The organism is Streptomyces sp. NBC_00178, from assembly GCF_036206005.1.
In the GTDB taxonomy this organism is placed as follows: domain Bacteria; phylum Actinomycetota; class Actinomycetes; order Streptomycetales; family Streptomycetaceae; genus Streptomyces.
In genome coordinates this window covers 330717-344278 of the sequence record NZ_CP108143.1, presented here as the reverse complement: position 1 = coordinate 344278, position 13562 = coordinate 330717, and the positions used below count along the sequence as shown (strand labels likewise).

Below are 13562 nucleotides of genomic sequence, written 5' to 3'. Positions count from 1 at the left end.
GCCAGTTGGCGCGCTTCGAGGAGTTGGAGGAAGGGGCGAGGTCGCAGCGGCTCGGGGCGTTCCGGCCATGCCGTGACGGTGCGCCCGTCAGTGTCCGTCGAGCCGGACCACGATCCCGGTGAGGTCGTTGAGCACGGCCGCGACCCCCGCTCTGACGGCCGCGGCGCAGCGCGCCTCGGTGAACGAAGTGGCGTCGTACGTCGAGGACATGCCGAGCCCCTCGCCCCGGAAGGACGCGCCGGGCCAGTCGACCGCGGTCACGTTGTGGGTGGGCTCGGCCAGTTCCGCACCCACCACCAGGAACGGCTGGTCCAGGTGGTTCGGGGTGACCGTGGCGAGGGGATCGATCAGGTCGTTCCCCGCGGTGACGATGAGGTCGGGAGTCATCTCCATGGCCTCCACGACGCTCGGTATGTAGTCGGCCGGTGAGTCGGCGACCACCGTCCTGATGGCGACGCCCTCGTCGTCCGCCCAGTCGTCGACCGCCTTCACGAGGGCCTTGGTGGGACGGTCGTCGCCGGCGGTGAGCAGCACCACGCGGTAGTCCTCCGAGGGATGCACCTCACTCCAGGATCCCGGCCGTGGCGTGATCGTCGCCTCGGGGGCGGGCGGTGAGGCACGGTCCACGAACTCCGGACCGAGGGTGCCGACGGCGACGGGCTCCGGGTGCGGTCGTGACCAGTCGTCGCCGGAGCCGCATCCGGTGGTCAGCGCGGCGGCGGCCGCCAGCGCGGCGACGAACGGAAGGTGGGGGCGCAAGGCGATCGTCCTCCGGGAGGTGGTGGAAGGTGCGGCTCCATCCTGCTATCCGATCCCGTGCCCGCTTCCTCCTCCGGTGCCGTTCTCGCGCATGTTGTTCCACGGTTCGCCGATCAGCCGGTTTCCGTTCATCCGTGACATGCAGCGTGCACAGGCAACCTGAAGGAGCAACATGTCACAGCGGATCCGCCGCGCCCTCGTGGGTGTCGTCGCGGTACTGATCGCGATCCTGAGCACCGCCGCCCAGCCGGCCTCCGCCCATGGATTCACCTCGACCGCCTACGCCGACGTGACGTCGGGCGACGGCGGCCACATACGCACGGAACTCGCGCTCGAATACGACCTGCTCGTCGTGTCCGCCGCGGACTCCGAGAAGGACGACCCTCTGTTCAGGGCCGGCACCGCGGCATTCGAGTCGGGGGACACGGCGGGGCAGGCGGCGGCCCTGGACGGCCATGCGAAGTCCGTGACGGCCTACGTCGGCCGCCACTTCTCGCTGACGTCCGACGGCAAGGACTGCGCGCCGCGGCGGAGCGGCGGCTTCTCGATGGGGCAGCGCGAAGGTGTGCCGTACGCCGGACTCGTCGTCGACTGGGCCTGCGCGGGCGGAGGCCGTGCCCATGAGGTGCGCAGCGGTCTGTTCCCCGATGCCGAGGGCTTCGTCAAGGGCACGAAGACGATCGTCACGTATACGATCGACGGCCACTCGGGCAGCGCCGCTCTCGATGCCGCCCACCCGTCCTTCTCGACGGCGCAGACGTGGTACGAGCGCTTCTGGGAGTTCTTCCGCCTGGGCGCGGAGCACCTGTTGAGCGGAATCGACCACATCCTGTTCCTGCTGGCGCTCATCGCGGGGTCGCGGCGGCTGCGCGAGATCGTGCTCGCGGCCACGAGCTTCACACTCGCCCACTCGGTGACCTTCATGCTCGCCGCCCTCGGCCTGGTCGAGGTGCCCGCGCGCGCCGTGGAACCCGTGATCGCCCTGTCGATCGCCGTGGTGGCCGGGTGGTACCTGTGGCGGATATGGCGGCAGGGCGATCACGCCACCGACCTCGAACCCGCCGGGGACGGGCACTTCAGCCTGGACCGCGCGGGCTGGACGCGCCTCGGTGTCGTGTTCTGCTTCGGTCTCGTGCACGGCCTGGGTTTCGCGGGCGCGCTGGGCATCGACGAAGCGTGGTCATGGACGCTGCTGTGGTCACTGCTGGTCTTCAACATCGGTATCGAGGTGGTGCAGTTGACCATCATCGCCGCCGTCTTCCCCCTGCTGGTCCTGCTGCGCGGACGCGCGCCCACGGCGGGCCTCCGGGTCACGGGAGCGGTTTCGGCGGGTGTGGCGGTCATGGGAATGGTGTGGTGCGTGCAACGTCTCCTCGGTGCCTGATTCCTGACATCTGGGCAGGTCGGGCGGTTTGCCGCCGATCGCGAAGTTCAGCCGGAACGGAGTCCGAATTCGCGAGGCGTTCACCGGGACACAGCACCTTTACGAGGTCATCACATGCACAACCCGTGCACCAAAGGAACGAAGACTCGATGAATTTGAGCACCTCGACGCAAGCCTCCGGGCTTGTGCGGCGCCGTGTGGCCACCGGGGTCACCGCGGCAGTTCTGGGCGTGTCCGTCGCGCTCGGCAGCGGACTGGCGTCTCCCGCCACCGCCGCCGAGCCCGCCGCGCTCACCGGCATCATCCTCGGCGTCGGCGCGAACGAGACCCAGCGCACCGTGACGTGGTACTCCTCGGCCGACACCGCCCAGACACTCCAGGTCTCCCCGACCGCGGAACTCGTCAACGGTGAACTCCCTCCCGGCGCGGCTGCCTTCGGCGCCACCGGGTCGGCGAACATAGCAGCGAGCGGCGGCTTCAACCGCCACGCCACGATCACCAACCTCAAGGAGAACACGGCGTACTCCTACCGCGTCGGTTCCGTCGGCAACTGGTCGCCGACGTACTCCTTCACGACGCAGGACTTCGAGGGCGACTACGACTTCCTGTTCCTCGGCGACCCGCAGATCGGGGCCTCCGGCAACGCGCTGAAGGACCAGGCGGGCTGGGAGGACACCCTCAAGATCGCCACCGGGGCCAACCCGGACGCCGAACTCCTGGTCTCCGGCGGCGACCACGTCGAGAGCGCCAACAACGAAGCCCAGTGGAACTCCTTCCTGGCACCCGACCAGCTCCGCCAGTACCCGCTGGTCGCCACCATCGGCAACCACGACGTCGGTGGCAAGGCCTACGAGCAGCACCACTTCACCCCGAACACCGACCGCTCGGCCCCGTACTACGACAACGGGAACCCGGCCGGGAGCAAGTCCGGCGGTGACTACTGGTTCATCCACAAGGATGTCCTGTTCATCGACCTCAACAGCAACAGCTACAACCCCTCGTCGGGCGGTGGCGGTGACGCGGCCCACGTCAAGTACGTGACCGACGTCATCAACAAGCACGGCTCCGAGGCGAAGTGGAAGGTGCTGGTCTTCCACCACTCGATCTACTCGCCCGCGGACCACTCCAAGGACAACGACAACAGGACCCGGCGCCAGGACTTCACGACCGCCTTCTCCGACCTCGGCGTCGACATGGTCCTCCAGGGCCACGACCACAGCTACTCCCGCAGCTACCTCATCAAGAACGGCCGCAAGGCCGACCCCGCGGAGCAGCCCGGCGCGGCCGAGGTGTACCCCGGGCCCGGCGGTGTCCTGTACGTGACGGCCAACACGGCGTCGGGCTCGAAGTACTACGACATCGAGAAGCCGAACCCCGCCGACACGGACCCCAACGGGATCGGCCCGGACCCGCTGGATCCGGACAAGCACTGGTACAACTCCGTGGAGAACCAGGAGCACGTCCGCAGCTACGTCAAGGTCCAGGTCAGGGCCGACAAGCTGGTCCTCGAGGACGTCCGCAGCGGCACGTGCGCCGCACCGAACCCGTCCGTCGAGAACGGCAACTGGTGCAACAACACACCGGCGAACCAGCCGGTCGGCTCGATCGTCGACAAGGTCACGGTGCACCCGTACCACGGCGACAGCCAGTCCCTCCAGGTCAACGTGCCGAACCCCGCTCCCGGTGAGTTCGGCTGGACGATCGACGGCTACAACGGTCTGGTGGACCTCGGTACCGCCAAGGAGCACGGCGGCGACCACTTCGAGGCCACGGGCAAGATCAACCCGCTCCTGGTCTCGGACAGCCGCCGCTCGCTCTCCCCGTGGTCGGTCTCGGCCAACGTGAGCGACTTCCAGGACGCGGGCAAGACGTTCTCCGGCGCCAACCTCGGCTGGAGCCCGTACGTCCTCGACGGCGGTGCGGGCGCGAAGGCGGGCGCCCCCGTCGCCTCCGGCTACGACGACAAGGGCAAGGGCCTGGTCGTCTCGCGCGGCCTCGGCTCGGCCGAGCAGGGCCACGCCCGCGGCTCGGCCCGGCTCGGCGCCGACCTGGATCTCAAGATCCCGGACAGCGTCCAGAAGGGTGCCTACCGCGCCACCCTCACGATCACCGCACTGAGCAGCTGATCGAACCCGTTCCACCGGGCGGGGCAGGCCCTTGCGGGGGCCTGTCCCGCCTCCCGTTCCAGGAGATCCCCATATGCACGCGCCCGTCACGCACCGACTCATCCGCATCCTGAGCCTCGCCCGCACCGCCGTGCCGGTGCTGCTCGCCGCCCTCGGGCTCGCCTGCCTGCCGGCCGGGCCCGCCCGCGCCGCGGAGGGTGCCGCCACCTGGACGGTCCGCACCGGTGTGAACAGCTACGGCGACGACCGCTCCAGCTTCAGCTACGCCGTCAACCCGGGCGGGCGGATCAAGGACTCCATGGTCGTCGCCAACCACGGCAGGACCCCGCTCGAACTCGCCGTCTACGCCGCCGACGGGTACACCACCGACGCGGGGCAGCTCGACCTGCTCACCAAGGACGAGAAGTCCGTCGGCGTCGGTGCCTGGATCCGCTCCAGCACGTCCGCCGTCGTGATCGCGCCCGGCAGGACCGCCGAAGTCCCGTTCACGGCGGACGTCCCGGCCGACGCCACGCCCGGAGACTACGTGGGCGGCATCCTCACCTCCCTGAAGCAGTCCGGCGACGCCCAGGGGATCAACGTGGACCGCCGCCTCGGGATCCGGGTCGCACTCCGGGTCGGCGGCACGCTCACGCCGCACCTCCGGATCGAGGACGCGCACGTGGACTACGCGGGCTCGCCCAGCCCGTTCGCCAAGGGCGACGCCACCCTCACCTACAGGATCCACAACACCGGGAACACCGTCCTTTCCGGACGCCAGGCTGCGTCCGTCTCCGGGCCCTTCGGCTGGTTCCGGACCGGGGCGGGCCCCATCGCCGCGCCGCCCGAACTGCTGCCGGGCGAGAGCCGTGACGTCACGGTGCACGTCCACGGCGTCGCACCCGCGTTCAGGCTCGCCGCGACCGTGACCCTGACGCCGTCACTCACCGACGCCTCCGGGTCCGTCACACCGCTCGCCCCGGTCCGGATCACGGCCCACGGATGGGCCGTCCCCTGGACACCGATGCTGGCGGTCGTCCTTCTCGGCGCCGCTGCCGCCGTGACGGCCGTCCTCGCGCGCCGACGACGGGCACAGCGCCTGCGGCGTGAGGACACCCTCGTACGCCAGGCCGTCGAGCGGGCGCTCGGCGACCTGACGAAGCAGGAGGGCTGACACACGCCGGCCGGGCCGCTCCCCAGGCCCCGCCCGAGTGCGCGTCGCGATGAACCGGACCCTCCCTCCGCCCGCACGGAGGGGCTGTTGCCCCCGGCCCCGACCGGGCTTAACGTGACAGAAGTGATCCTCGCCCTCCACCGGAGGTAAGGAGGAGCGATATGGGCAGGCTGGTCTCCGTCAACGTCGGAATGCCCGCGGACGTGCCGTGGCGCGGCCGGACCGTGCACACGGGGGTCTACAAGCGGCCCGTCACCGGTCCGCGGATGGTGCGCCGCCTCAACATCGACGGCGACGGACAGGGCGACCTCGGCGGGCACGGGGGTGAAGAGCGCGCCGTACTCGTCTACCAGCTCGACTCCTACGCCTTCTGGAAGAGGCGACTGGGGCGCGGCGATCTCGATCCCGGAGGCTTCGGGGAGAACCTCACCGTCGAGGGCCTTGCCGACGACCAGGTGTGTGTCGGAGACAGGTATCGCATCGGCGACGCGCTCTTCGAGGTCACCCAGCCCCGCGTCACCTGCTACCGGGTGGGGCTGCGCCTGGGCGAGCCCCGCATGGCCGCGCTGCTGGTCGCCCACCGGAGGCCGGGCTTCTACATGCGGGTCCTGCGGGAGGGTGAGATCGAGGCCGGTCAGGAGATCGCCAAGGTCGCGTCCGGGCCCGAGCGGATGACCATCGAGGAGATCGACGGGGTGCTCTACCTGCCCGGGCACACCCGCGAACAGGTCGAGCGCGCGCTGCGCATCCCCGCCCTCAGCCCCGGCTGGCAGGGATCGATGCGGGCGCTCCTGGAGGCCGCGGACGGCGCGGACCCGGCCGGCTCCACGGGCGCCGTGGGACTGAGCGAGGCCGCGGCGTCACCCGCACCCGGATGGCCGGGATTCCGCCCCCTGACGGTCACGGCGGTCCGTGCGGAGAGCCGGAGGGTCCGCTCGCTGTACCTGTCGGCGCCGGACGGAACAGCGCTGCCGGCCGCAGCGCCGGGACAGTTCCTGACGGTGAGGCTCACCCCCGCAGGAGCCGGCGTTCCGCTGATCCGGAGCTACTCGCTGTCGGGCGAACCCGGGGCCGACGCGTACCGCATCAGCGTGAAGCGCGAACCGCACGGTTCGGCCAGTGCCTGGCTCCACGACACGGTGCGCGTCGGGGACACGCTCGACACAGCGGCACCGCGCGGCAGCTTCCGGCTCGTGCCGGGCAGTGACCCGGTGGTGCTGATGTCGGCCGGAGTGGGTGTCACACCCGTCATGGCGATGCTGCACGCCCTCGCGGACGAACGGTCACCGCGGCCCGTGTGGTGGCTCCACGGCGCCCACGACAGCACGGAGCACCCGTTCGCCGAGGAGGCGCGCAGCCTGCTCAGGGATCTGCCTGACGCACATGCGACGGTGTTCTACAGCAGACCCACGGCCACGGACCGGGCAGGGACCGACTACGACGAGGCCGGCAGGCTGTCCGCCGAGCGGATCCGGGACCTGTCGCTCCCCGACGGTGCCGATGTGTACATCTGCGGACCCGCAGCCTTCATGAGCGAGGCTTCGGAGGCGCTGGGTGAGGCGGGACTCGCCGCGGGGAAGGTCCACACGGAGACCTTCGGTTCGGGCGCGAGCCTCACGCCCGGTGTGACGCGGCCCGGAGCCGGCCGTGCGCCGCACCCGCCGGAGGGCATGCCGCAGGACGGAACGCAGGTCTCCTTCGCACGCAGCGGGCTGAGCGTCCGCTGGGGGGCGGCCCAGGGGTCGCTCCTGGAACTGGCGGAGGCATGCGACGTCCCCGTCCGGTGGTCGTGCCGCACGGGCGTCTGCCACACCTGCGAACTGGGCCTGCTCGCGGGGGCCGTGGACTACGACCCCGAACCCGTCGAGCCGCCGGCGGAGGGCAACGTCCTCATCTGCTGCTCCACGCCGTCCGAGCCGGTGGTCCTCGACCTGTGAACCGGGCCCGTGCGCCCGTCACCCCGCTCCCGGCGGTGCGACACTGGCGGAGTGACGGACAGCGAGGAGCGGACGGCCGCACGCCTGGAGCGGACCATTCTGGATCTGCTCGGCGACCGTCGCCCGGGTGCCACGATCTGCCCCTCGGACGCCGCGCGGGCGGCGTACGACGGCGACGACGACGGCTGGCGGGCGCTCATGGAGCCGGCCCGGGCCGCGGCCCGGAGGCTTGTCGCGGCCGGCGAGGTGGAGATCACCCAGGCGGGCCGCCCCGTCGAGCCGTCCGAAGCCCGGGGACCGATCCGCATCCGACGCGTCCACTGACGCACCCGGGGTCGGCGGCCTGCCGGTACCGACCTGATGCGCGGACGCGTCGTGAAGATCCGCCGGACGGGAGGAAACCGGCGCCGCGCGGGCGGGGGAGAGGGCACGCCGAAGAGGGCGGATGCAGCCTCGTGAAACCGGTGAAATACTGACATCTCGGAATCCGAAGGATCTGGAGGGACCGGTCTCATGAGCGCAGACGAGCAGTTCGCCGTCCAGGAGGTCAGCCCGTCCTACTGGAGGGTGACGTTCACCAACGGTGAGATCAATCTGGTGGATCCCGACACCGTGGAGCAGCTGGCCGAGCTGATCACCCGCATCGAGCAGGACCCCGAGCTGTCGGTCGTCGTGTTCAGGAGCGGCAACCCGGACTTCTTCATGGCGCACTGGGACATGCTGTCGGACCGCGCCCGTGTGGCCGCCATGAAGCCCGGTGCGTCCGGCCTGCACCCGTACGCCGACAACGTGTACCGGCTCGGCAGGGTGCCGTGCGTCACGGTCAGCGAGATCAACGGCCGTGCCCGCGGCGCCGGCAGCGAGTTCGTCCTGGCGACCGACATCCGTTTCGCCGGACCGGACGCCATCCTCGGGCAGTTCGAGGTGGGGGTCGGGTCCGTCCCGGGCGGGAACCCCACCGGCCGGCTGCCCCGTCTGGTCGGGCGGTCGCGGGCCCTGGAGATCCTGCTGGGTGCCGACGACTTCCCCGCCGATCTCGCGGCAGCCTACGGATACGTCAATCGCGTCCTGCCCGGGAACGAACTCGAGCAGTTCGTCGACACCTTCGCCCGCCGGATCGCCAGTTTCGACAAGGTGGCGCTGCGGAAGACCAAGGAGCTCGTCGACGCCGGCACCCAGCCTCCGGTCGAGGAGTTCGGTGCGGCGCTGGCAGCGTTCTTCGGCACCTCGGGCAGGCCCGAGAACACCTTCCGGGTGAAGCGGCTCCTGGACGGCGGCCTGCAGCGGGCGGACGGGGTGGAGCGCGACCTCGGCAGGCAGGTCGCGGACCTCTCCTGACTCCGGCGGGCCCGGAGGAACGGCGGCGGGGTGCTTCGGCGTCGCACCCCGCCGCCGTCACCGGCCCGGTACCGCGGCCGGTTCCCGTCGCCACCGCCTCCCGCGGTGGCGACGGAATCGGGGGAACGTCACCCGGGCAGGACCCACTTCTGGTTGGCGCCGGTGTGGCATGCCCAGAGGTGCAGCTTGGTGCCGTCCGCCGAGGAGTTGCCCGAGGCGTCGAGGCACTTGCCCGACTGAGGGTTCTTCAGGGTGCCGTCGGCCTGGGCGACCCACTTCTGGGCTCCGGTGTTGTTGCACCCGTACAGCTGGATCTTCGTGCCGTCGGCCGTGCCCGCGCCACTGATGTCCAGGCACTTGCCGAGCGCGCGCAGCGTGTCGTCCGTGCCCACCGTCCACTTCTGGGCGGCGGACTGGTTGCACGTCCACAGCTGGATCTGGGTGCCGTCGGCGCTGGAACCGTTCGCGACGTCCACGCACTTGGAGCCCAGTCCCTTGATGGCACCCTCCCTCGGCCCCGTCGTGCCGCCGATCTCCTTGATGCGGATGTTGCGGAAGGACACGTCGTCGTCGGTGCCGTGGTTCTGCAGTCCGATGTGCCCCTGCTGGAGACTCCGGGCGGGGTCGGTGTTGGTGAAGTCGTTGATCTTCTGCCCGTTGAGGAAGAGCTGGAGGCGCTCGCCCTCGACCCGGATCTCGTAGGTGTTCCACTCACCCGGCGGGTTCAGCGCCGCGTCGCGCGCCGCGAGATCGGCCGACTTGAAACCGTAGACGGATCCCGTGGTGCGGTCCGGGGTGTCCGTCGCGTCGATCTGGATCTCGTAGCCGTTGTCGACGGCCGACCACGGATCGTCGGAGGCCGGGAAGCCCACGAAGACACCGGAGTTGTCGTCACCGGCCTGCCGCCAGTCGAGCTTCAGGGAGTACGCCTTGTACTCCTTGGCCTGGTACCAGAGCAGACCGAGGCCGCCGCGGGAGGTGAGCGTGGCGTCGCTCTCGGCGAAGGAACCGGGGCCGGCCTGCTTCCATCCGGTGGTGCCGGTGCCGCCGTACAGGCTGGTGTAGCCCGTCTCGGGACGGCAGTCGGCCTCCGTCAGGCGCGCGGCCCAGCGGATTCCGCCGAGGAGATGGCGGCGGAAGGCCGGATCGGCGTACGAGTCCTCGGTGTGACCGCCGCCCGTGTAGAAGGCACGCCCGCCCTGGTAGTCCTTGCACCAGGCGATCGGGTGGTCGCCGCCCATGCCCCCGCCGCTGTACGTCGACTCGTCGAGCGAGGCCAGGACGTGCGCGGTGGTGCGCGGGTTGGTGCGGTAGTCGTACCACTCGTCGGTGCGCTGCCACGTCCTGCCGAGATGGGCGGTCGCGTCGTGCGCCCGGTCCTCGACCGTGACCGTGGCGGGCTGGATCTGCGGATGTGCCCGGAAGAGGGCACCGGCCAGGCCGCCGTACCAGGTCCAGTCGTACTCGGTGTCGGCCGCCGCGTGGATGCCGACGTATCCGCCGCCGGCCTGGATGTAGCCCTCGAAGGCGGTCTGCTGCGAGGCGTTGAGCACGTCGCCCGTGGTGGAGAGGAAGACGACGGCCTCGTAGCCGGCCAGGGACGCGGGGGTGAAGACCGCCGCGTCCTCGGTCGCGGTCACGGTGAAGTTGTTGGCCGTGCCCAGTTCGCGCAGGGCGGTGACACCCTCGTCGATGGAGGAATGGCGGAAGCCGGCCGTCTTCGAGAAGACCAGCACGTCGTACGCCGGGTCGGCCGCGGCGGCGGCCGCCACCGGGGAGGGTGCCGGTCGTGCGTCCGTCCCGGCCGCGGCGGTGGCCGCGGCGGGCAGCATGGCGGTGCTCAGTAAGGCGCAGGTGCCCCAGGAGGCAAGGCGCCGGAGTCGTCGGCTCATGGCAGGGTCCACTTCTGGTTGGCGCCGGCGGTGCAGGTCCACAGGTGGAGCTTCGTGCCGTCCGCGGATGCTCCCCCCGCCGCGTCCAGGCACTTGCCCGTCGCGGGGTTCCTCAGGGTGCCGTCGGACTGCGGTGCCCATTTCTGGGCTCCGGTGTTGTTGCACGTGTACAGCTGGATCTTCGTGCCGTCGGCCGTGCCGGCGCCGCTGATGTCCAGGCACTTGCCGAGCGCGCGCAGCGTGCTGTCGGCGGCCACGGTCCACGTCTGCGCGGCGGTGTTGTTGCAGCCGTACAGCTGTATCTGCGTGCCGTCGGCACTGGCCCCCGAAGCGACGTCGACGCACTTGCCGGCGATTCCGGTGATCGCCCCCGTCCGCACGGTCGTTCCACCGGTCGTGAAGGTGAAGTCGTCGACGTCGAAGAGGGATCCGCTCCCTCCCTTGAAGACGAGGTGGAGGGTGGTGGTGCCGGCGGGGCGGTTGGTGAGGTCCACGGACACGTTCTGGAAGTTCTCCCAGCCTCCGGTGACCGGTACCGCCACCGATCCGAGGAGGGTTCCGGTGGGTGTGCCCGCCCGGACCTCCAGTGTCCCGCCCACGCCGCCCGAGGCGATGCGGGCCGTCATCCGTGTGGCGTCGGCCAGGAGGTACGGCTTGAAGGAGATCCAGTCGCCGTTCTCGATGTGGCCGACCGCCTTGCCCCCGTGCGCCGCCGTCTTGTCGACGATCTGGACGCCGGCGGACTCCCCGAAGTGCTCGGCCTGGCGCTGACTGCCCTGGCTGAGGTTCTGGTCGTGCGTGGTGAGGGCGGGCTGGCCGTTCGCGCCCTTGTCGGTGTACTCGGCGTCCCAGACGCCGAAGATGTTGGCGTTGGGGTCGTGTTCACCGTCGGCGATGGTCTGCACCGTGCCCGAGCACCCGGTCGCGGAGGTCTGCGGGTGTCCGTGGCTGTCGTGGCCGATGATGAAGGTGACCTTGACCTTGGAGCAGTCGATCGCACCGTCCTCGGGATCGGTGACGGTGACCTTGAACGGGACGGCGGCGCCGGGGTCGATGATGGAACCGTCGGTGGGCAGGTCGAGGGTGACCGTGGGCGCGGTGTTGCCGACGGTGATGATCACCGAGGCGGTCGCCGTGTTGCCCGTCCCGTCGGACACCGTCAGCTCGGCCGTGTACCGGCCGTTCGCCGTGTAGGTGTGCGAGGGCTGGGCGGCGGTCGAGGTCGTGCCGTCGCCGAACTTCCATGCGTAGGTGAGCGGGTCCCCGTCCGGGTCGGAGCTGCCGGCGGAGGAGAACTTCACGGCGAGCGGGGCGGTGCCGGAGGTGCGGTCGGCGGTGGCCTTGGCGAGCGGGGCGCGCCCTCCGGTGACGTACTCGATGCGGTAGACCGCGCTGTTCGCGTCCCCGTTGAAGTAGCCGGTGCCGTAGTCGAGCACGTAGAGGGCGCCGTCCGGCCCGAAGGCCGAGTCCATGACCTGGGTGCCCTGCCAGGGGAAGGCGTTGATCGACTGGACGGTTCCGTCGGAGCCCTGCTCGATCCGCTTGATCCACCTGCGGCCGAACTCACCGGCGAAGAAGTCGCCGTCGTAGCTCTGGGGGAACTTGACCGCCGAGGAGGACGCCGCGTCGTAGCGGTAGACGGGGCCGCCCATGGGCGATTCCGAGCCGCTGCCGAACTCGGGTACCGAGCCGCCGTCGTAGGGGATCCAGGCGGCCTGGGCCGGCGGGAGGTCGGTCAGGCCGGTGTTGTTCGGCGAGGTGTTCTTCGGGGCGGCGCAGGAGAAGGCCGAGCCCGACGTCGAGGTGGCGAAGTTGTAGTCGACGTAGGCGTTGTTGTTGCCGGTGCAGTAGGGCCAGCCGTAGTTGCCCGCCTTGGTGATCCGGTTGAACTCGACCTGGCCGGCCGGCCCGCGGCCCGCGTTCGCGGTACCGGCGTCGGGGCCGTAGTCGCCGAGGTAGACGATGCCGGTGGGCTTGTCGACCGACATCCGGAACGGGTTGCGGAAGCCCATCGCGTAGATCTCGGGCCTGGTCTTCGCGGTCCCCGGAGCGAACAGGTTGCCCGACGGGATGGAGTAGCCGCCCGCGGCGTTGACCTTGATGCGCAGCACCTTGCCGCGGAGGTCGTTGGTGTTGCCCGCCGAACGCTGGGCGTCGTACGCGGGGTTGCGGTCCGCCCGCTCGTCGATGGGGGTGTAGCCGTCGGACGCGAAGGGGTTGCTGTCGTCGCCCGTGGAGAGGTACAGGTTGCCCTGGGCGTCGAAGTCGATGTCACCGCCGACGTGGCAGCACAGCCCTCGGCTGGCCGGGACGTCGATGACCTTCGTCTCCGAACCGAGGTCCAGTGTGCCGTCGGTCCTGAGCACGAAGCGCGACAGGCGGTTCACGCCGTCGAACGGTGCGAAGTCGGCCGCGGAGCCGCCTGCGGGCGCGTCCCCCGACGGCGTCGACAGCTTCGGCGCGTAGTAGAGGTAGACGAAGCGGTTGCCGGTGAAGCCCGGGTCCACTCCGACGCCTTGGAGGCCTTCCTCGTCGTGGGAGTAGACGTCGAGCTTGCCGGTGACCTTGGTGGTGCCCGCGGCGTCGGTCAGCCGCAGGGTGCCGTCCCGCGAGGTGTGCAGGACGGATCTGTCGGGCAGGACGGCGAGTGTCATGGGCTCACCGGTCTCGGCCACCCCCTTGGCCAGGGTGACCTGCTGGAACTCGTCGGCCGCCGCGGGTGCGGCCTCGGCGGGTCTCTGCTGGGCGGTGAGGGCGCCCGCGGCGGCGAGCAGGGTGCAGGCGAGCGCCGCGAGAGGCCGGGTGAATCTCCTGTGCACGCGTTACCTCCGTGTGGTGACGGGGCGGGGTGAAGCACAGGCGCGCGCCGTCGCGCCGACGAGCCGGGTGCCCGGGGGAGGGGTGGGCACCCGGCCGTTGTTGTCCGGTTCAGATCAGGAAGGTAATGGCTTTTGCACCGGCCAGAAACCCCTT

Annotated in this window: 9 protein-coding genes; 6 read left to right on the top strand and 3 right to left on the bottom strand. The window is 70.5% G+C overall.

From position 1 onward, the window contains the following. Nucleotides 1-87 precede the first annotated feature (87 nt). Complete coding sequence (locus OHT61_RS01345; protein WP_329034245.1) at nucleotides 88-759, bottom strand: hypothetical protein; 672 nt, start codon at nucleotides 757-759, stop codon at nucleotides 88-90. 172 nt (nucleotides 760-931) lie between these two features. Here OHT61_RS01345 and OHT61_RS01340 point away from each other — a divergent pair, with 172 nt between their 5' ends. The 6 genes from OHT61_RS01340 to OHT61_RS01315 all read left to right on the top strand — a co-directional run bounded on the left by OHT61_RS01340 (nucleotide 932) and on the right by OHT61_RS01315 (nucleotide 8697). After that, nucleotides 932-2143 (top strand): HupE/UreJ family protein, encoded by a 1212-nt coding sequence (locus OHT61_RS01340; protein ID WP_329034243.1) that lies wholly within the window; start codon nucleotides 932-934, stop codon nucleotides 2141-2143. Nucleotides 2144-2292: 149 nt separating this feature from the next. Then, nucleotides 2293-4269, top strand: coding sequence for a metallophosphoesterase family protein (locus OHT61_RS01335; RefSeq protein WP_329034240.1), 1977 nt, complete (start codon nucleotides 2293-2295; stop codon nucleotides 4267-4269). A gap of 73 nt (nucleotides 4270-4342) precedes the next feature. Continuing rightward, nucleotides 4343-5422 carry a WxL protein peptidoglycan domain-containing protein gene (locus OHT61_RS01330; protein WP_329034238.1) on the top strand — a complete coding sequence of 360 codons (1080 nt, stop codon included), beginning with the start codon at nucleotides 4343-4345 and terminating at the stop codon, nucleotides 5420-5422. Between the two features lie 161 nt (nucleotides 5423-5583). After that, complete coding sequence (locus OHT61_RS01325; RefSeq protein ID WP_329034237.1) at nucleotides 5584-7359, top strand: MOSC and FAD-binding oxidoreductase domain-containing protein; 1776 nt, start codon at nucleotides 5584-5586, stop codon at nucleotides 7357-7359. A gap of 51 nt (nucleotides 7360-7410) precedes the next feature. Continuing rightward, nucleotides 7411-7683, top strand: coding sequence for a DUF3253 domain-containing protein (locus OHT61_RS01320; protein ID WP_329034236.1), 273 nt, complete (start codon nucleotides 7411-7413; stop codon nucleotides 7681-7683). A gap of 189 nt (nucleotides 7684-7872) precedes the next feature. Further along, nucleotides 7873-8697, top strand: coding sequence for an enoyl-CoA hydratase/isomerase family protein (locus tag OHT61_RS01315; RefSeq protein ID WP_329034235.1), 825 nt, complete (start codon nucleotides 7873-7875; stop codon nucleotides 8695-8697). 128 nt (nucleotides 8698-8825) lie between these two features. Here the strand turns inward: OHT61_RS01315 and OHT61_RS01310 are convergent, their stop codons facing one another. Together OHT61_RS01310 and OHT61_RS01305 are read right to left on the bottom strand one after the other, a co-directional pair. Next, nucleotides 8826-10589, bottom strand: coding sequence for a ThuA domain-containing protein (locus OHT61_RS01310; RefSeq protein ID WP_329034234.1), 1764 nt, complete (start codon nucleotides 10587-10589; stop codon nucleotides 8826-8828). Beyond that, nucleotides 10586-13408 (bottom strand): PQQ-dependent sugar dehydrogenase, encoded by a 2823-nt coding sequence (locus OHT61_RS01305; RefSeq protein WP_329034232.1) that lies wholly within the window; start codon nucleotides 13406-13408, stop codon nucleotides 10586-10588. Before OHT61_RS01305 ends, OHT61_RS01310 begins: the two co-directional genes overlap by 4 nt. Nucleotides 13409-13562 lie beyond the last annotated feature (154 nt).